The sequence below is a fragment of the Streptomyces antnestii genome, from assembly GCF_004005495.1.
Classification (GTDB): domain Bacteria; phylum Actinomycetota; class Actinomycetes; order Streptomycetales; family Streptomycetaceae; genus Streptomyces; species Streptomyces antnestii.
Map to the genome: position 1 here is coordinate 1 of NZ_RZYA01000003.1, position 18,558 is coordinate 18,558.

Sequence of the window (18,558 nt, forward strand, 5' to 3'; positions counted from 1 at the left end):
ATTGCCCACGTGTTACTCACCCGTTCGCCACTAATCCACCCCGAAGGGCTTCATCGTTCGACTTGCATGTGTTAAGCACGCCGCCAGCGTTCGTCCTGAGCCAGGATCAAACTCTCCGTGAATGTTTCCGGGTAATCCCGGTGAACACCACGAGAGCGGAACCGTCGGGAGGAATAATCCTTCCGGTTCACTGCGTCCTCGCTAGTGCGCCTCACCCCGGTGTGGGGGCGAGGACTTTTTCAAAGGAACCTCCAACCCATCGAGAAGATGGGCCGGGGTTGTCAATCTGGCGTTGACTTTTGGCACGCTGTTGAGTTCTCAAGGAACGGACGCTTCCTTTGTACTCACCCGAATCTCTTCGGGCTTTCCTCCGGGCAGTTTCCCTTCGGTCTTGCGTTTCCGACTCTATCAGATCTTTCCGATCCGATTTCCTCGGGGTCTTGCTCCGCTTTCCGGCCTTTCGGCTTTCCGGCGGTTCCGACTCTATCAGATCCTTTCGGGCCTGATTCCCAGTCAGAGGGGGCTTGTCTTCCCGGCTGTTGGGCCGTTCCGACGTCCCAAACATTAGCGGATTTCCCCGGCGGTTCCTAATCGGGCCGCCGACCCGGAATCGAATTGAATTCGGGCATGCCGAATTCGATCCCGGAGGGAGATCGTGCTGGTGGTGGGGGTGCCGCTTGAGCGGCGGAGGTGCTGTCGCAGAACCGTTACGGCTCCGTGGCAACTCGAAGAACCTTACGTATCGAGGAGGGGCATGTCAACACCCTCCTGGCAACTTCTTTTCAGGTGAGATCCGTGAGGCGGCCGCCGGCGTCCGGCTGGGCGTCCTCGACCCGGCGCAGCAGGCGGGTCAGGACCTCGCCCAGGACGCCGCGCTCCTCGGGGGAGAGGTCCTGGAGCAGGTCCTCCTCGAATCCCGACGCGGCGCGCATCGCCTCGAGCCACTTGGCGCGGCCCTCGGTGGTGAGCTCGACGATGACGCGTACCCGGTTGGACTCGTCGCGGTCCCGGGTGACCAGGCCCTCGGCGACCATGCGGTCGATGCGGTGGGTCATGGCGGCCGGGGTGAGGCCGAGGCGCTTCGCCAGGTCGCCGGGGCCCATGCGGTACGGGGCGCCGGAGAGGACGAGGGCCTTGAGGACCTCCCACTCGGCGTTCGTGATGCCGAGGCTCGCGGTCTGGCGGCCGTAGGCGACGTTCATACGTCTGTTGAGGCGGCCGAGCGCGGAGACGATCTGCTCGACCTGGGGGTCGAGGTCCTGGAACTCGCGCTGGTACGCGGCGATCTGCTCTTCGAGCGTCGGCTCGGCGTCAGCTGCGTCGGCGGGGTTGTCGGCCATGGCCGGAAGTATGGCACGGGGCGCTTGGCGTTGAAGTCCTTCGATGTGTATAGTTTAGATCCTAACTTTAGCTTCGAAGTCTTCACCCCTAACTCCTAAGGAAGTGAAAGTGACCAGGGCGATGGGCGCAGCGATGCGTCGGATCCAGGTGGGCAGTGCGCTGAGTTCGTTCGGCGTCGGGTTCACGGTCCCGTTCCTCTATGTGTATGTCGCTGAGGTGCGAGGTCTCGGGGCCGCGGCGGCGGGCATCGTGCTCGCCGCGTTCGCCATGGCCGCTCTGGTCGTCCTGCCGTTCACCGGACGGGCCATCGACCGGCGCGGTCCGGTGCCCGTCCTCGTGGTCGCCACCCTGGTGGCGGCGGTCGGTGCCCTCGGGCTCGGGTTCGCCGCCGGTGAGCCGACCGCGATCCTGTCGGCCGCCGTGCTCGGTGCGGGTACGGCGGTGATCCAGCCGGCGCTCGCCACGATGATCGTGTGGACGTCCACGCCGGACACCCGTACGCGCGCCTTCGCCACGCAGTTCTTCCTGCAGAACCTCGGCCTGGGCATCGGCGGGCTCATCGGGGGCCAGATCGTCGACGAGAGCCGTCCGTCCAGCTTCACGATGCTCTTCGCCATCGAGGCCGTGATGTTCCTGGTGCTCGCCGCGATCGTGGGCTTCGTGCGGATGCCGTACGCGCCGGCGCTCGGCGGGGCCGTGCCGAAGGGCGGCTCCGGGGCCGGTGGCGGGCTGCGGGCGCTGTTCCGGCACCGGGCGATGGTGCAGCTGTGCGTCCTCGGGTTCGTCCTTTTCTTCGCCTGCTACGGCCAGTTCGAGTCGGGCCTGAGCGCGTACGGCGTCGAGGCCGCCGGGATCTCGCCGTCGACGCTCGGCATCGCGCTCGCCGCCAACACCGCGATGATCGTGGTCGCGCAGTTCGCGGTCCTGAAGTTCGTCGAGCGGCGCCGGCGGTCCCGTGTGATCGCGGCGGTCGGGATCGTGTGGGCGGTCGCGTGGCTCGCCGCCGGGTACGCGGGTGTGGGGCACGGCAGCATGGCCATGGCCACGGCCGCGTTCATCTCGACGTACGCGCTGTTCGGTCTCGGTGAGGCGATGCTGTCGCCGACCGTGGCGCCGCTGGTCGCCGATCTGGCGCCGGCCGGCATGGTCGGTCAGTACAACTCTGCGTTCGCGCTGGTCAAGCAGCTGGCGCTGGCCGTCGGGCCTGCCGTCGGCGGGCCCATGGGTGCCGCGCTGCACGGTCCGTACATCGTGACGTTCGTGCTGTTCTCGCTGGGGATCACGTTCCTCGCGGTGCGGCTCGGGCGGCACCTGACGCCCGTACAGGACCAGCCGTCGCTCGCGAAGAGCCGGATCGTGGCGGAGGGCGGGGCTCCGGCCGAGCCGCAGCCGGCGACCGCGTCCGCCTGAGGATCCGTCCGGATTAAGGCGTGCGCGGCAGGGCGAATTCGCACCAGACCGCCTTGCCGCCGCCCGGGGTGCGCCGCGAGCCCCAGTTCGAGGCGATCGTGGCCACGATCGCGATGCCCCGGCCCGCCTCGTCCGCGGGTTCCGCGCGGCGGCGGCGCGGGAGATGGTCGTCGCCGTCCGTGACCTCGACGATCAGGCGGCGGTCCGTGCGGCGGAGCCTGAGGCGCATGGGCGGGGTGCCGTGCTGGAGGGAGTTCGCGACGAGTTCGCTGGCGGCCAGGACGCCGAGGTCGTGCAGCTCGGGCGAGAAGCGCCAGCTGGCGAGGACGCCTGAGGCGAAGGCACGCGCGCGTGGGGCCGCCTCGACGCCGCCGAGGAGTTCCAGGGCGGCGTTGCGGAACAGCTCCCCATCGGGGCCGGTGCGCGCCGGGTGCTGGAGGACGAGGACCGCCACGTCGTCGTCGTGGTCGGCGGTGACGCCCGCCGCGCGGATGAGGCGGTCGCAGACGACCTGAGGGGTGCCGGTGGCGCCCGCGAGCGCGCGCTCCAGGGCGGCCACGCCCTCGTCGATGTCCTCGTCCCTGCGTTCGACCAGGCCGTCCGTGTACATGACGGCGGTGGAGCCGGGTCCGAGCGGCACCGAGCCGGAGGCGTGCAGCCAGCCGCCGGTGCCGAGAGGCGGTCCCGTGGGCTCCTCAGCGCGGTGGATCGTGCCGCTCTCGTCGCGGACGATGATGGGCAGGTGTCCGGCCGACGCGTACACGAGGCGGCCCTCGTTCGGGTCGTGGACCGCGTAGACGCAGGTGGCGATCTGGTTGGCGTCGATCTCGATGGCGAGGCCGTCGAGGAGCTGGAGCACCTCGTGGGGCGGCAGGTCGAGGCGGGCGTACGCGCGTACGGCCGTGCGCAGCTGGCCCATGACGGCGGCGGCGCGCACCCCGCGGCCCATGACGTCGCCGATGACGAGGGCGGTGCGGCCGCCGCCGAGGGTGATCACGTCGTACCAGTCGCCGCCGACCGCCGCCTCGGTGCCGCCCGGCTGGTACGTGGCTGCGATGCGCAGGTCGTCGGGCTGCTCCAGCTCCTGGGGCAGGAGGGAGCGCTGGAGGGTGACGGCGGTCTCTCGCTGGCGGCGCTCGCTGGCGCGCAGGCGCTCGGCGGCCTCGGCGTGGTCGGTGACGTCGGTCGCGAATACGAGCACTCCGGGGACGCCCGGGCCGCCGGACCCGTCGGGGCCCGGCACGGTGACGGGGGTGCAGGTGAACGTGTACGAGCGGCCGCCGGCCACCTTGCGGGACTTGACCGTGCGGGGGCGGGCGCTGCGCAGGACCTGGTCGAGGAGCGGCAGCAGGCCGAGTTCCCCGAGCTCGGGGAGCGCCTCGCGCGCGGGGGCGCCGGCGGGGCGGTCGCCGAAGGCTGCGGCGTACGCGTCGTTCACGTACGCCACGCGGTGGTCGGGGCCGTGCAGGAGGGCGACGAGGGCGGGGACGCGGTCGAGGACGTCGCGTGCGGGCAGTTCGTCGATGCCGACGGGGGGCACGCCCGCCTCGTCATCGGACGCGTGTTCGTGGCGGGCGGCGGGCACGGCGCCTTCCCCTCGCTGGTTCTGGGGGACGCCATGGCCTGGGGAGACGCCGAGGCCTTTGGAGACACCGAGGTCGGACCGCGCTGCGGCGCGGCGCTGCGTTCCGGGGAGCCGGGCGCTCCAGCGCGTGAAGTTCACTGTGGGGCAAGCCTCGTGAGGTCGGGTGGGGTTCTCCCCTGCTCGGCCGGGACCGGGAACTCGGGGAAGGGCAACGTGGCGGTCGGTCCGCCCACGGTCATGGGCGGGCCAGGGGCATGGACAGGGCCGTGGACCAGTCTGACCGACCGGACCGACATCCGTCAGACGCCGGTTCTGGAGGGGGAGTTCCTGAGGGTGGTCAGGTCGACCCCTTCGGGTCGTGCGGCGGGTTCGTGGGGGGCGTTCCCCCTGCGGTTCCCCCGGCCGCGAGTTCGAACTCCGCACGGGGACGCTCCAGCGAGCCGAGGGAGACGATCTCGCGCTTGAAGAGCCCGGAGAGTATCCATTCGCTCAGGACGCGGGCCTTCCGGTTCACGGTCGGCACCCGGCTCAGGTGGTAGACGCGGTGCATGAACCAGGCAGGGTAGCCCTTCAGCTTGCGCCCGTAGACGTGCGCGACGCCCTGGTGCAGGCCGAGCGAGGCGACCGAGCCGAGGTACTCGTGTTCGTAGTCCGTGAGCGGTTCCCCGCGCAGGGAGGCCGCGATGTTGTCGCCGAGGACCCTGGCCTGGCGCACCGCGTGCTGGGCGTTGGGCGCGCACTCCTTGCCGGGCTCGCCGGCGGTGAGGTCGGGGACGGCGGCCGCGTCGCCCGCGCTCCACGCGTGCGGGGCGCCGTCGACGACGAGCTGGGCGGTGCACTTCAGGCGGCCGCGTTCGTCGCGCGGCAGGTCGGTGGCGGCGAGGACGGGGTGCGGTTTGACGCCGGCGGTCCACACGACGGTGCGGGTCGGGAAGCGGGACCCGTCGTCGAGGACGGCGACCCTGTCCTCGCAGGATTCGAGCCGGGTCTCGAGGCGTACGTCGATGTTGCGGCGGCGGAGCTCGCTGACGGTGTAGCGGCCCATCTCCGGGCCGACCTCGGGGAGGATGCGGTCGCTGGCCTCGACGAGGATCCACTTCATGTCGTCGGCGGTGACGTTGTGGTAGTACCGCGCGGCGTAGCGGGCCATGTCCTCCAGCTCGCCGAGTGCCTCCACACCGGCGTAACCGCCTCCTACGAAGACGAAGGTGAGCGCCGCGTCGCGGACGGCGGGGTCACGGGTGGAGGAGGCGATGTCCATCTGTTCGATCACGTGGTTGCGCAGTCCGACGGCCTCTTCGACGGTCTTGAAGCCGATGGCGTGGTCGGCGAGCCCCGGCACGGGCAGGGTGCGCGAGACGGAGCCGGGGGCCAGGACGAGTTCGTCGTACGTGATCTCGGCGTCGCCCGTGCCCTGCTCCTCGGTGGCCAGGGTGGTGAAGGTGGCGGTGCGCTTGGCGTGGTCGACCGACCGGACCTCGCCGACGACGACACGGCACCTGTTCAGGACGCCGCGCAGCGGCACGACGACATGGCGCGGCGAGATGGATCCGGCGGCGGCCTCGGGCAGGAACGGCTGGTAGGTCATGTACGGGTCGGGGGTGACGACGACGATCTCGGTCCGGCCGCTCCTCAGCTCCGTTCTGAGCTTCCGCTGGAGGCGCAGGGCGGTGTACATCCCGACATAACCGCCTCCTACGACGAGGACACGCGTACGCGGGACGTCAGGGTCCGTCCCCCGGGAGGAGGCAGTCTTCGGCATCGGCACCATCCCATGACGCATCGGCCACCGGAGTTTGTCCACAGCCCCGGCAAATTGTGTGACCGGCGGCGGGGCCGTGCGCCGGGTGGGCGAATTGCCGGAGTACGGGAAAGGTCCGCAGGTCAGCCCGGATGTCATGGGTGAGGTACGGGGGTGCAATCGGGGTGGAATCGCCGCGTACTCCGTTCGGGGGGCGCTCCGTGCGGAACCTGCCCCTTCTGAATTGACTCCGGCTCAACTATGTTCGTGTGCTGTCGGGGTGTCGGGGGATGCGCTGACGGACCCGCGGACCGGGTCCGTGGAAGTGGCTCGTTCCTCATGCTCCGGTGACCGATGGCGGGGAGAGTCTCCGGGGGGAGACGTCATTACCGGGGGAACACATATGCACATTCAGGACTCTCGTTGGACTTCCACGGCTGCTTCCGCTTCGGCCGTGGCCGGCGGACCGGCCGGTGGCACGAGTGGCGGTAACGGACGTGCCGCGGGCGACAGTTCGCGCGCCGCGCCGCTGCGCGTGGACGCCCAGCGCAATCTGGAGCACGTCCTGCGCGCGGCACGCGAGGTCTTCGGCGAGCTGGGATACGGCGCGCCGATGGAGGACGTGGCGCGGCGGGCCCGGGTGGGCGTCGGCACGGTGTACCGGCGCTTCCCGAGCAAGGACGTACTGGTGCGGCGCATAGCCGAGGAGGAGACCTCCCGGCTCACCGACCAGGCGCGGGCCGCCCTGGGCCAGGAGGAGGAGCCGTGGTCGGCGCTGTCGCGCTTCCTGCGGACCTCCGTCGCCTCCGGCGCGGGCCGGCTGCTGCCTCCGCACGTGCTGCGCGTGGGCGTCGCCGACGAGCCGGACGACGCGGCGGGCCAGGCGGGCCCGGGCAGCGCCGGCCGGGACGAGACGCGGGTGCCGCAGCAGCGGCTCGCCGTCGTCCCGCCCGAGTCGCGCCTCATGGGGCAGCGCACGTCCCCGGCGGCCGAGGCCGACGCGGGACCCGCGGACGACGCGGGCGCCGCCGACCTGCTTGAGGTCGTCGGGCAGCTGGTGGACCGGGCGCGCGCGGCGTCGGAGCTGCGCGAGGACGTGACGGTGGCGGACGTGCTGCTTGTCATCGCCACGGCGGCACCGTCGCTGCCGGACCCGGCGCAGCAGGCCGCGGCGTCGTCACGGCTCCTCGACATCCTCCTGGAGGGGCTGCGCTCGCGGCCTGCCTAGGAGGCTGGGGTCTGGGACGCAGGGAGTGGCTCGGCCGCCCGAGGAGCGGTGCCGGGCGGTGAGGGAATGGCCGTGGGTGGCGCGGACGTGTCGCGCGCGGCCAACTCCCGTTTCTGACACGTCCGTTGACCATTACCCGTTCGAGTGAATCCTAGTACTTCGCTTTACGAAGTGACCACGGATGAGTGGTTGACAGGCACTGGCGGGCGGGGTCGGCCGTGCGTGTGGCACTCTTTCCCGGTGTTCGGGTCTGAGTGTGCGGTCGGGGGCTTTCCGCGATGAGCGTTGACGGGCGGGACGAGCCACTCGAGAACAGTGGCGCGAGTGACACCGATACCAGCGGGCTGCCCGCGCGGCAGGTGCCGAGCCAGGGCGGCGCGCTCCAGGGCGGCTCATCCGCCTCCGCCGCGTCCGACGCCCCCGCTCCCTCCGGCCCTTCCGGCCCCCCGGGCGAGGACCTCGCGGACGTGAGCGTCCCGCAGCAGCGGGAGCCCGGCGCGGATTCGGGCGCCTCCGTCCTGCCGCCCCCGCGCGAGACGCCCCCGGGGGACGCCGACCTGATCGCCCGTATGCGGTCCGGCGACGACAGTGCCTACGAGGAGCTGTACCGCCGGCACTCGGAGGCCGTGCACCGCTACGCCCGTACCTGCTGCCGGGACGGGCACACCGCCGACGACCTCACGGCCGAGGTGTTCGCCCGCATGCTGCAGGCCGTACGCGGCGGCCGCGGGCCCGAGCACGCGGTGCGCGCCTATCTGCTGACCACCGTGCGCCGCGTCGCCGCGGGCTGGACGAAGTCGGCGAAGCGCGAGCACCTGGTCGAGGACTTCGCGGTGTTCGCTCAGCAGGCCGCCCGCTCCAGCGAGGTGTCCGACGACGACACGCTGGATCTCGGCGCCGACGTCCTCGCCATGCACGAGGCCGAGCAGTCCATGGCGATGCAGGCCTTCCGGTCCCTGCCGGAGCGCTGGCAGGCCGTCCTGTGGCACACCGAGGTCGAGGACGAGTCACCCAGCGCGGTCGCCACCCTCTTCGGACTCGACGCCAACGGCACGCGCGTGCTGGCCAAGCGCGCCCGCGAAGGCCTCAAGGAGGCCTACCTCCAGGCCCATGTGAGCATCACCCTCACCCAGGACGAGGAGTGCGCGCGCTACGCCGACCGGCTCGGCGCGTACGCCCGTGGCAGCCTGCGCACCCGGGCCGAGCGCGGTCTTCGTAAGCACCTGGAGGAGTGCGCCAAGTGCCGGCTCGCCGCCGGTCAGATCAAGGAAGTCGCCAGCGGGATCCCCGGTGTCGTGCCGATCGCGGTCATCGGCTGGTTCGGTGCCGCCGGGTACGCGAAGGTGGCGGCGCTCATCGGGGGCGGCGCCGCGAGCGCGGCGGGTGCCGGTGCGGCGGCCGCGGCGGCGGGCGGCAGCTCCGGAGGGGCCGCAGGCGGTGGCGCCGCGGCGTCCGAGGGACTCGGCGCGCCCGTGAAGGCGGGCATCGCCGCCGGTGTGGTGGCCGCGGGTGTGGCCGTGGCGGTGGCGATCGCCCTCGTCGGCGACCCGCAGCCCAAGCCGCAGGCCCACAAGGCGAAGCCGCCGGTGTCGCAGCCCGTCGCCCCGCCGAAGCCCACGCCTCCCCCGAAGCCGGCGCCCAAGCCGCCGGCCCCGCAGCCGCCGCCTCCCCCGGCGCCCGCGCCGAAGCCGGCCCCCAAGCCGAAACCCACGCCCAAGCCGACGCCTCCTCCGAAGCCGAAGCCCACGCCGAAGCCCACGCCCACCCCGAAGCCGACGCCTCCCCCGCCGCCCGCCCCGGCCGTCTACCAGCTGAGCCAGCTGTCGTACAGCGGCCTCGGTGACGGCACCAAGCCGGAGATCCGGCCGGGCGAGAGCAGCTTCGTGTGGCAGCGGCAGGACCTGAAGATCGCGAAGAAGAACTACGCGAACGGGGTCACCGTCAACGCGACGTCCTCCGTGACCATCGACCTGAACCGCACCTGCACGGCGTACGACGCCTTCGCCGGTGTCGACGACATGACGCTCGGGACGGGAGCGGTGCGGTTCTCCGTGTACGCCGACGGGGTGCGCGTGTGGAAGTCGCAGGTCATGCGGGGCGGCGACCCGGCCGTGCCGGTCCATGTGAATCTCACCGGGCACAAGGCGATCCGGCTGGTCACCGAGCCGCAGACGCAGTTCGACTCTATGGCCGTCGCGGACTGGGCCCTGTCCGGCTTCACCTGCTCGTGAGCGCCGCACGGCAAGCAAAGTACTGAACTCACCGGGCAGGCAGGCTCAGCGCCCCGCGCCCAGCGCCCCCCGCTGAGGCGCGACGCTCCCCGTGGGGACCGCCCTCTGGCGGGCCGGGGTGCCCGTCCAGCAGGTGCCGCGGCGGGCGAGCAGGCGGCGTAGCCAGAGTTCGAGGGAGACCAGGTCGGCGAGGCCGTCCAGCGGCAGGGGTTCGCCGTCGGCCGCGTCGCGCAGGGCCTTGCGGACGACGCGGGCCTCGATCAGACCGGTCTGGGCGAGCAGCGGGGTGTCGAAGAGCTGGACGAGGTGGTCGGCGGAGACGCGCAGGCCCGTGCGGGCGGCCGCCGCTGACGAGCGTTGCGAGGGCGCGCCCCAGCCGGCCGGGAGTTCGCTGACGCCGGCGCCTTCGAGGACGGCGCGCAGGATGTCGGCGCGGGCACCGGGCCGGACGCGCAGCGCCTCGGGGAGGGCGCGGGCGGCGCGGACGACCTGGTTGTCGAGGAACGGGGCGTGCAGGCGCTGGAAGCGGACCTCGGCGGCCTGTTCGAGGACGCGCAGGTCGGCGGCGTGCCGGGCGAGCGCGGCGCGGGCCCGGAACGCGCCGGGCCGCTGGCCTGGACCCGGCCCGGGACGCGTGGCGCCGTCCTGGAGGCGAACCGATACTTCTGCCAGGGCCTCGCCCGTCAGCCAGCGCGCGGCGGGCCCGGGTCTGGCCCAGGCGAGCGCCGCGAGGGACGCGCCGACGGCCCCGGCATCGGCGTCGGGGGTCTCGAAACTTCGGCGCAACAGCCCGTCCGCGAGGCTTTCGACACCGGTCCGGTAGGACGTGCGGGCGAGTTTGCGCGCCGCGCCGTACACGCGCGCGGGGACAAGCACCGAGCCGCCGTCCGCCTTGGCGAGCGCGGCGACGGGCTTGACCATGTGCCGCCGGCGACGGTCCATCAGGAGGTCGGCGAGGCGGGCCGGGTGCGCGTCGAGGACCTGGCGGGCGCCGTGTCCGGTGAAGTGGTCGGCGCTGCCCGACAGGAGGCGGGCGCGGTGGCGGGCGGCGGTGACCAGGGAGGGGCCGGGCTCGTCGGTGAGGGGGCCGTCCAACTCGGCGTAGGGGAGCGCCTCTTCGCCCGCGGTGACGACGACGTGGTGCAGCCGGGGGTTCGCGGCGATGGCGCCCGCGCGCCGCAGTTCGGCCTCGCGTCCGGCGGCGCCCGCGGTCAGGTCGTTGAAGGTGACGGCCAGGAGCCGTTCGCCCGCGCCCGTGCCATGGCCGAGGACCGTGCCGGGCAGTCCCGGCAGGCCGGCCGCGAGCAGCGCGAGGGTCGCGGAGGCGGGCCCGCCGGAGAGGTCGGCGCCGATCCCGGGGACGGGCATGCCGCGGGCCGCGCGCCGCTCGGCGGGGCCCATGCCGGGGACGGGTCCGGGGTCGATGTCGGCGCCGGGGACGTGCCGGGGCGCGGCGAGGCGGGTGCGGACGGCCTCGACGAGCGCGTCGCGCAGGGCGTCCACGGCGTGGGCGGGGTCCGCGGAGGGCGCGGCGACGGCGAGCGACGCCACCGGTTCGTAGCCGGCGATCTCGCGGGCGCCGGCGCGCAGGATCAGGGCGTGGCCGGGCGGGATGCGGCGGACGCCCTGGTACGGCGTCGAGTCGTGCAGGGCCTCGGGCACGTCGGGCGCGGCGAGCAGGGCCGCGAGGTGGCCGATGTCGAGGTGGGCCTCGATGAGGTCGGCGAGCGGCAGGGCGGCGGTCGCGTACGCGGTGCCGCCGGCCCAGGGGGTGTAGAACACGGGCCGCGCGCCCGCGAGGTCACCGGCGATCATGAGGCGGCGGCCGACCTGGACGACGGCCGTGTAGCTGCCGGGCCAGGCGGTGAGGTGGCGCAGGGCGCCGCCGCGCGCGGCGAACAGGCCGACCCTCAGCTGCTCGTCCGTGGCGCCGCAGGTGCCGAGTACGGCGATCCGGGTCTGTTCGTCGGCGCTGACGACGCGCACCTCGTCGGGGCGCCAGTCGCCGACCGCCCACAGGGGATCGGGGTCACCCCACAGGAGCTGGGAGCCCACGGGGTGGACGGTCTCCCCGTCGGTTCCGGTCGAACCCGCGGACCCGAACCGCACGGGCCCGGCGGCGGTACTGCTCCACCCCACCAACCACCGCATCGCCGCCTCCACAGGCTGTGGACAGAACCTCGTCGCGGAAATGCGGAGGTGTCCAGAGGAATTCCGAGGAACAGGATCCCCATGCTGCCACGAAGGAGACGTACGGGAGAGGCGACGGGGCGGCACGCGCGCCATCGAATGCGCCCCTTGTGAGCGGCAGTTGCACCCCTCGGGGTGCTGCCGGGGGCGCCGCGGACGCGGAACGCCGACGTCGATATTCGGCCAAATCGGCTGCGGATGGCCAGACCTGGGCACACCCCGTCGGCCACCGCGCGCAACGCGCGGTCCGGGAGACACCCTCGTCTCCCGGACCGGTCCGCCACCCGCGGGGATGAAGGCGGCGGTGTTCCCCCAGCCCGCTGGATCCAGTACAGCGGGCCGACCCACGCAGCATCCATGGAAACGCCGCCCCCACCACCGCAGAAGAGCGCACGCACAGGCGCACGGCCACACGGCCGGAGCGCACCCCGGCGCCGCCGCCCGGGCACGTACTCGCGTACGGACAATAATCCCGCCATCCGGAACTATGCCCCTTAACGCTTGGGATCCGGCGAACTACGCTGGGTGCACGAATGCCGCGCGGTTATGCCAGGCCGAGCCGGTCGGCGTGGGCCGGGCGCGGCAGCCGTCTGTGTCGAGGGGTGGCGCATGTCCAGGGAGCAACGCGGGCCGAACGAGAAACTCGGCACCGTTCTCGCCCTCGCGGGAATCAGCAACGCGGGTCTGGCGCGACGGGTCAACGACCTCGGCTCACAGCGCGGTCTGACGCTTCGTTACGACAAGACCTCGGTGGCCCGCTGGGTCTCCAAGGGCATGGTGCCGCAGGGCGCCGCACCGCACCTCATCGCGGCCGCCATCGGCCAGAAGCTGGGCCGGCCCGTGCCGCTCCACGAGATCGGCCTGGCGGACGCGGATCCCGCGCCCGAGGTCGGTCTCGCCTTCCCGCGCGACGTGGGGGCGGCGGTGAAGTCGGCGACGGAGCTGTACCGCCTCGACCTCGCGGGCCGCCGCACGGGCGGCGGCATCTGGCAGTCGCTGGCCGGGTCCTTCTCGGTGAGCGCGTACGCGACGCCCGCCTCCCGGTGGCTGATAACGCCGGCCGACTCCTCGGTCGCGCGCGACGTCCACCCGCCGGAGAGCGGCGGCGACAACGCCCCGCAGAAGGTCGGCCACAGCGATGTCCAGAAGCTGCGCGAGGCCGCCCAGGACGCGCGGCGCTGGGACTCCAAGTACGGGGGCGGCGACTGGCGTTCGTCGATGGTCCCCGAGTGCCTGCGGGTCGAGGCCGCGCCGCTGCTGCTCGGCGCGTACTCGGACGACGTGGGACGCGCCCTGTTCGGGGCGAGTGCCGAACTGACGCGCCTGGCCGGGTGGATGGCCTTCGACACGGGGCAACAGGAGGCGGCGCAGCGGTACTACATCCAGGCGCTGCGTCTCGCGCGCGCGGCGGCCGACGTGCCCCTCGGGGGATACGTGCTGGCGTCGATGTCGCTGCAGGCGACGTACCGCGGCTTCGGTGACGAGGGCGTGGATCTGGCGCAGGCCGCCGTGGAGCGCAATCGCGGGCTCGCCACCGCGCGGACGATGAGCTTCTTCCGGCTCGTGGAGGCACGCGCGCACGCGCGCGCCGGTGACGCGCAGGCCGCGGGGGCCGCGCTGCGGGCCGCGGAGGGCTGGCTGGAGCGGGCCCGCGACGGGGACAACGACCCGTCGTGGCTCGGCTTCTACTCGTACGACCGCTTCGCCGCCGACGCCGCCGAGTGCTACCGGGACCTGAAGGCGCCCCGTCAGGTGCGGCGCTTCACGGAGCAGGCGCTGTCGAGGCCGACGGAGGAGTTCGTGCGCTCGCACGGGTTACGCCTCGTGGTGTCGGCGGTCGCCGAGCTGGAGTCGGGGAACCTGGACGCGGCGTGCGAGCAGGGCACGCGCGCCCTTGAGGTGGCGGGCCGCATCTCGTCGGCCAGGACCACCGAGTACGTGAAGGATCTGCTGCACCGCCTGGAACCGTACGGGGACGAGCCCCGGGTGGTGGAGCTGCGGGAGCGGGCGCGGCCCCTTCTGATGGCACCGGCTTGATGGCACCCGCGTAATGGCACCGGCGTAGCCGACATCCACCCCCTGGTTTGAACGCGTTGTCAGTGGCGCAGTGCAGTATCGGGGGAGGGAGGTGAGGCACGGTGATGACGAGCGGGACGAGCGGGTACGACTGCGATGTGCTGGTGATCGGCGGCGGGATCGTCGGTCTGTCGACGGCGTACGCCCTCACGCGCGCGGTGCCGGGCACCCGCGTGACCGTCCTGGAGAAGGAGCGGGTACCCGCCGGCCACCAGACGGGGCGCAACAGCGGGGTCATCCACAGCGGTGTGTACTACCGGCCCGGCTCGCTCAAGGCCCGGTTCGCGGTCGAGGGCGCGGCCGAGATGGTCGAGTTCTGCGCGGAGCACGGCATCGCGCACGCGGTCACCGGCAAGCTGATCGTGGCCACCGAGCGCGACGAGCTGCCCCGTCTGCACGCCCTGGTCCAGCGCGGCCGGGAGAACGGCATTCCGGTGCGGGAGCTCGGCCCCGCCCAGATCGGCGAGTACGAGCCGTACGTGCGCGGCCTCGCCGCGATCCACGTGGGCACGACGGGCGTCGCGGACTACGTGGCGGTGGCCCGGCAGCTCGCCGCGTCCTCGGGCGCGGACATCCGGTACGGCGCGGAGGTGGTCCAGGTCGACCGCCGCCCCGACCGCGGCGTCGCGGTGCGCACGGCCGCGGGGGACGTCGTCAGGGGGCGCGTCCTGGTGAACTGCGCGGGGCTGCACTGCGACCGCGTCGCCCGGCTCGCGGGGGACGACCCCGGCATGCGGATCGTGCCCTTCCGGGGCGAGTACTTCGAGCTGGCCCGCCCCGAGCTGGTGCGCGGCCTGGTCTACCCGGTGCCGGACCCGGCGTTCCCCTTCCTCGGCGTCCATCTCACGCGGGGCATCGACAAGACCGTCCACGTCGGACCGAACGCGGTGCCCGCGCTCGCCCGCGAGGGCTACGACTGGTCGACGGTCAGACCGCGCGAGCTCGGCGAGACGCTGGCCTGGCCGGGTTCCTGGCGGATAGCGCGCCGGCACTGGCGGTACGGCGCGGGGGAGCTGCGCCGGTCGGTGTCGCGCGCCGCGTTCACGTCGGCGGTGCGCCGGCTGCTGCCCGCGGTGACCGCGGACGACCTGGTGCCGGCGCCGGCCGGTGTCCGGGCTCAGGCGGTCCTGCGGGACGGGACGCTGGTCGACGACTTCCTGATCCGCGAGGCGCCCCGCACGGTCCACGTGCTGAACGCTCCGTCCCCCGCGGCGACGGCCTCGCTCCCGATCGGCCGCGAGGTCGCCCGGCGGGCCCTGGCCGCGCTCGGGCGGGGACCAGGCACGTAAGGGGAGGGCGTGAGGGGGCGTAAGGGGCGGGCGTGAGGGAGGGACCGGGCACGTAAAATCGCCTTACTGTGTCTGAGTCACCCCACACCCCCGAAGCCCCCGGCCCCGAAGTCTCCGGTCCCGAAGCCCTCGGCCCTGACGCCCTCGGTCCCGACGCCTCCGGTCCCGCGCGTCCCAAGGGCGAGCCGCGCTTTCCCGACGGGCCCGCGCCCGATCCGGCCGGGTCGCACTTCGAGCGGCGCATCCGCAGCTTCCAGCCCCGCCGCAGCCGCGTCACGACCGGCCAGGCGGACGCCCTGCAGCGGCTGTGGCCCAAGTGGGGCTTCGACATCGACGGGCAGCGCGTCCTCGACCTCGACGAGCTGTTCGAGGGCCGGAAGCGCGTCGTCCTGGAGATCGGCTTCGGCATGGGCGAGGCGACGGCGCAGATGGCCGCCGACGACCCGGACACCGGCATCCTCGCGGTCGACGTGCACACCCCGGGCCAGGGCAACCTCCTCGGCCTCGCCGAGCGCAACGGCCTGACGAACGTCCGCGTGGCCAACGGCGACGCGATCATCCTGCTCCGCGAGATGCTCCGCCCGGCCTCCCTCGACGGGCTGCGCGTCTACTTCCCCGACCCCTGGCCGAAGAAGCGCCACCACAAGCGGCGCCTGATCCAGCCGGAGTTCCTCAGCCTCGCCGCGGTCCCCCTCAGGCCGGGTGCCCTGGTGCACTGCGCGACCGACTGGGAGGAGTACGCCGAGCAGATGCTCGAAGTCCTGAGCGCACACCCGTACTACGAGAACACTCAGCCCGACGGCGGATACGCGCCCCGGCCCGCGTTCCGCCCCCTCACCCGCTTCGAGGGCCAGGGCCTGGACAAGGGACATGTGGTCCACGACCTGCTTTTCCGCCGTAAGGACACGACCCAGGACTGACGCCCGAGGGACATCCCGTCGCGGCCGGGGCTGTCCCTCGTTAGGGTCAACGCTGTGGCCACCTATCCCTCGTATCCGAATGCGTTTCCGAGCGCGCAGCCCGGAGCAGGAGCTCCCGGGCCCGGCACGCTGCGGCATCCGCGCTGGTGGCAGCGGAGGGCGGTGCACGCGTGGGCGCTCGCCTCGCTCCTCGCGCTCTCCGGCCTCGTGATCCTCGCCCTCGTGCGCGAACAGACCGGCACCAAGGGGTTCCTGGTCGGGCTCTGCCTCGCGGTGCTGCCCGTGCCGCTCCTGATATCCGCCTTCCGCTGGCTGGACCGGGTCGCACCGGCACCCTGGCGGAACCTGATGTTCTCCTTCGCCTGGGGGGCCTGCGCGGCCGCCCTCATCGCGATCGTCGCGAACAGCTTCGCGACCCACTGGATCGCCACCAACTCGGCCGACCCCTCGCACGCCGACACCCTCGGCGCGACGGTCATAGCGCCCATCGTGGAGGAGTCCGCGAAGGCCTGTGCCGTCCTGCTCATCTTCCTGTTCCGCCGCCGTGACTTCACCGGGATCGTCGACGGCGTGGTGATCGCCGGGGTCACCGCCACCGGCTTCGCCTTCACCGAGAACATCCTCTACCTGGGCAACGCCTTCGGCACCGACCAGCTCAGCGGCGGCACCGGCATCGCCTCGGTCACCGCCGCCACTTTCTTCGTCCGCATCGTCATGTCGCCGTTCGCGCACCCCCTGTTCACGGTGCTCACCGGCATCGGCTTCGGCCTCGCCGCCTGGACGGCGCCCGGCCGCGGCCCGGTGCGCCGCGTCCTCCTGCCGCTCGCCGGACTCCTGCTCGCGATGGGCATGCACGCCACGTGGAACGGCTCGGCGGTGTTCGGCCGGTACGGGTTCTTCGCGGTCTACGCGCTGTTCATGATGCCCGTGTTCGCCGTGCTCACCTGGCTCGCGATCTGGACCCGCCAGCGCGAACTGCGCACGATCCGCTCCGAGCTGCCCGCGTACGTGGCGGCCGGCTGGCTCGGCCCCGCCGAACCGTTCGCCCTCGGCTCGATGCGGGCCCGCCGCCTGGCACGCGAGTTCGCGCAGCACCACGGCGGCAAGGAGACGGCGAAGGCGGTCGCCGAGTACGAGGAGTACGCGACGACGCTCGCGTTCCTGCGCCACCGCGGCCGGCGCGGCCGGGCCGGCGTGCTCTACGTCGCACGGGAACGGGAGCTGCTCGACGAGCTGTGGGCGCGGCGCCACGCGGCCCGCCCCGCACTCGCCTACGCGGCCCACGCCGTCGCCCCCGTGTGGGTACCGCCGGTGTACGCGGGGCCGGTGTACGCGGGGCCGGTCGCCCCGTTCCCCGCGCACAACACGCCCCACGCGCCTCACACACACCACGCGCCCAGCACCCACAACCCGTACCGCTACTGAGAACGCCTCCGGATCAGGCGGACGCCTTCGTGAGCTTCGAGAGGTCGGCGTCCGTCAGTTCCAGGTCGGCCACGGCCACCAGCGCCGGCAGCTGCTCCACGACGCGCGCGGAGGCGATCGGCGCGGCCACCGTCGGGCGGGACGCGAGCCAGGCGAGGGCGACCGTCGCGACCTCGGCGTCGTGCGCCTGCGCCACCTCGTCGAGGGCCTTCAGGACCTTCACACCGCGCTCGGTCTCCAGGTGCTTGGCGGCGCCCTCGGCCCGCACGCTGTCGACCTTGGCACCCGGCCGGTACTTGCCCGTCAGGAACCCGGACTCCAGGGCGTAGTACGGGACGGCCGCGAGACCGCCGCGCGACGCGACCGCCTCGAGACGGCCCTCGTAGGTGTCGCGGGACACGAGGTTGTAGTGCGGCTGGAGCGCGGCGTAACGGGCGAGACCCTCGCGGTCGGAGAAGTCCAGGGACTCCTGGAGCCGCTCCGGGCTCAGGTTCGACGCGGCGATGGCCCGCACCTTGCCCGCCTTCACCAGGCCGTCGAGGGCGGTGATGATCTCCTCGACCGGCACGGACGGGTCGTCGAAGTGCGTGTAGTACAGGTCGATGTAGTCGGTGCCGAGGCGGCGCAGCGACTCCTCGGCGGCGGCCTTGATGTTGTTCGCGGACAGGCCGCGGAATTCGGGGTGGGCGCCGACCTTGGTGGCGACGACGACGTCGGAGCGGTTGCCGCGCGCGGCGAGCCACTTGCCGAGGACGGTCTCGGACTCGCCGCCCTTGTTGCCGGGGACCCAGGCCGAGTACGCGTCGGCCGTGTCGACGAAGTTGCCGCCGGCGGCGGCGTAGGCGTCGAGAACGGCGAAGGACTGGTCCTCGTCGGCGGTCCAGCCGAACACGTTGCCGCCGAGGGCGAGCGGGAAGACCTCGAGGTCGGACGAGCCAAGTTTGCGAAGGGAAGTCATGGCCTGTCAGAACACGTCGGCGGACGGAGTTATTCCTATCCGAAAGACGGAGTTCCGGGCATGCCCGGAACGGCGGCCCTGACGTCGGGGGTTGCCGTCAGGGCCGCCGGGATCCGGGGTGCGGTGCGCGTGGTGCTGTGCGCGTGGTGCGGTGCGCTGTGCGC

General features: G+C 72.8%; 12 protein-coding genes and 1 rRNA gene. 7 read left to right on the forward strand and 6 right to left on the reverse strand.

What is annotated here, in order from left to right; genetic code table 11:
* Both EOT10_RS07850 and EOT10_RS07860 read right to left on the reverse strand, forming a co-directional pair.
* Window positions 1–122, reverse strand: a 16S ribosomal RNA gene (locus tag EOT10_RS07850); the annotation flags it as partial.
* A gap of 660 nt (window positions 123–782) precedes the next feature.
* Window positions 783–1,340, reverse strand: a complete 558-nt coding sequence (locus EOT10_RS07860) for a MarR family winged helix-turn-helix transcriptional regulator (protein ID WP_127827371.1) — start codon at window positions 1,338–1,340, stop codon at window positions 783–785.
* Between the two features lie 121 nt (window positions 1,341–1,461).
* On the opposite strand from EOT10_RS07860, the gene EOT10_RS07865 reads away from it, so the two are divergent.
* Window positions 1,462–2,751, forward strand: coding sequence for an MFS transporter (locus EOT10_RS07865; RefSeq protein ID WP_127827808.1), 1,290 nt, complete (start codon window positions 1,462–1,464; stop codon window positions 2,749–2,751).
* Between the two features lie 13 nt (window positions 2,752–2,764).
* Here the strand turns inward: EOT10_RS07865 and EOT10_RS07870 are convergent, their stop codons facing one another.
* Both EOT10_RS07870 and EOT10_RS07875 read right to left on the reverse strand, forming a co-directional pair.
* On the reverse strand, window positions 2,765–4,474 hold the full coding sequence (locus EOT10_RS07870; protein WP_127827372.1) for an ATP-binding SpoIIE family protein phosphatase: 1,710 nt from the start codon (window positions 4,472–4,474) through the stop codon (window positions 2,765–2,767).
* 199 nt (window positions 4,475–4,673) lie between these two features.
* Window positions 4,674–6,098 (reverse strand): NAD(P)/FAD-dependent oxidoreductase, encoded by a 1,425-nt coding sequence (locus tag EOT10_RS07875; protein WP_127827373.1) that lies wholly within the window; start codon window positions 6,096–6,098, stop codon window positions 4,674–4,676.
* Between the two features lie 382 nt (window positions 6,099–6,480).
* Between EOT10_RS07875 and EOT10_RS07880 the strand changes: the two genes are divergently transcribed.
* Both EOT10_RS07880 and EOT10_RS07885 read left to right on the forward strand, forming a co-directional pair.
* Entirely contained in the window at window positions 6,481–7,305 is an 825-nt protein-coding gene (locus EOT10_RS07880; protein WP_127827374.1) for a TetR/AcrR family transcriptional regulator, read from the forward strand.
* Window positions 7,306–7,583: 278 nt separating this feature from the next.
* The gene (locus EOT10_RS07885; RefSeq protein WP_127827375.1) at window positions 7,584–9,536 is read left to right on the forward strand and encodes a sigma-70 family RNA polymerase sigma factor; all 1,953 of its coding nucleotides are present in this window, start codon (window positions 7,584–7,586) and stop codon (window positions 9,534–9,536) included.
* A gap of 45 nt (window positions 9,537–9,581) precedes the next feature.
* Here EOT10_RS07885 and EOT10_RS07890 read toward each other — a convergent pair whose 3' ends face one another.
* Window positions 9,582–11,687: an asparagine synthase-related protein gene (locus tag EOT10_RS07890; RefSeq protein WP_127827376.1), complete on the reverse strand. Its 2,106-nt coding sequence runs from the start codon at window positions 11,685–11,687 to the stop codon at window positions 9,582–9,584.
* A gap of 648 nt (window positions 11,688–12,335) precedes the next feature.
* Between EOT10_RS07890 and EOT10_RS07895 the strand changes: the two genes are divergently transcribed.
* From EOT10_RS07895 to EOT10_RS07910, 4 genes are all read left to right on the forward strand, one after another.
* On the forward strand, window positions 12,336–13,763 hold the full coding sequence (locus EOT10_RS07895) for an NsdA family TPR-like regulatory protein (protein WP_127827377.1): 1,428 nt from the start codon (window positions 12,336–12,338) through the stop codon (window positions 13,761–13,763).
* A gap of 104 nt (window positions 13,764–13,867) precedes the next feature.
* Window positions 13,868–15,091, forward strand: a complete 1,224-nt coding sequence (lhgO, locus tag EOT10_RS07900; protein WP_127827378.1) for an L-2-hydroxyglutarate oxidase — start codon at window positions 13,868–13,870, stop codon at window positions 15,089–15,091.
* Between the two features lie 68 nt (window positions 15,092–15,159).
* The gene (trmB, locus tag EOT10_RS07905) at window positions 15,160–16,011 is read left to right on the forward strand and encodes a tRNA (guanosine(46)-N7)-methyltransferase TrmB (protein WP_127827379.1); all 852 of its coding nucleotides are present in this window, start codon (window positions 15,160–15,162) and stop codon (window positions 16,009–16,011) included.
* A gap of 54 nt (window positions 16,012–16,065) precedes the next feature.
* Entirely contained in the window at window positions 16,066–17,436 is a 1,371-nt protein-coding gene (locus EOT10_RS07910; protein ID WP_127827380.1) for a PrsW family intramembrane metalloprotease, read from the forward strand.
* A 13-nt stretch (window positions 17,437–17,449) separates the two neighbouring features.
* Here EOT10_RS07910 and EOT10_RS07915 read toward each other — a convergent pair whose 3' ends face one another.
* The gene (locus tag EOT10_RS07915; protein WP_127827381.1) at window positions 17,450–18,394 is read right to left on the reverse strand and encodes an aldo/keto reductase; all 945 of its coding nucleotides are present in this window, start codon (window positions 18,392–18,394) and stop codon (window positions 17,450–17,452) included.
* Between the last annotated feature and the right edge of the window lie 164 nt (window positions 18,395–18,558).

What these genes read in the sequence shown, in the direction of transcription:
- EOT10_RS07895 (WP_127827377.1), top strand. Translation starts at nt 12,336, where the DNA reads ATGTCCAGGGAGCAACGCGGGCCGAACGAGAAACTCGGCACCGTTCTC.
- EOT10_RS07890 (WP_127827376.1), bottom strand. Translation starts at nt 11,687, where the DNA reads ATGCGGTGGTTGGTGGGGTGGAGCAGTACCGCCGCCGGGCCCGTGCGG.
- lhgO (WP_127827378.1), top strand. Translation starts at nt 13,868, where the DNA reads ATGACGAGCGGGACGAGCGGGTACGACTGCGATGTGCTGGTGATCGGC.
- EOT10_RS07865 (WP_127827808.1), top strand. Translation starts at nt 1,462, where the DNA reads ATGGGCGCAGCGATGCGTCGGATCCAGGTGGGCAGTGCGCTGAGTTCG.
- EOT10_RS07875 (WP_127827373.1), bottom strand. Translation starts at nt 6,098, where the DNA reads ATGCCGAAGACTGCCTCCTCCCGGGGGACGGACCCTGACGTCCCGCGT.
- EOT10_RS07885 (WP_127827375.1), top strand. Translation starts at nt 7,584, where the DNA reads ATGAGCGTTGACGGGCGGGACGAGCCACTCGAGAACAGTGGCGCGAGT.
- EOT10_RS07860 (WP_127827371.1), bottom strand. Translation starts at nt 1,340, where the DNA reads ATGGCCGACAACCCCGCCGACGCAGCTGACGCCGAGCCGACGCTCGAA.
- EOT10_RS07880 (WP_127827374.1), top strand. Translation starts at nt 6,481, where the DNA reads ATGCACATTCAGGACTCTCGTTGGACTTCCACGGCTGCTTCCGCTTCG.
- EOT10_RS07915 (WP_127827381.1), bottom strand. Translation starts at nt 18,394, where the DNA reads ATGACTTCCCTTCGCAAACTTGGCTCGTCCGACCTCGAGGTCTTCCCG.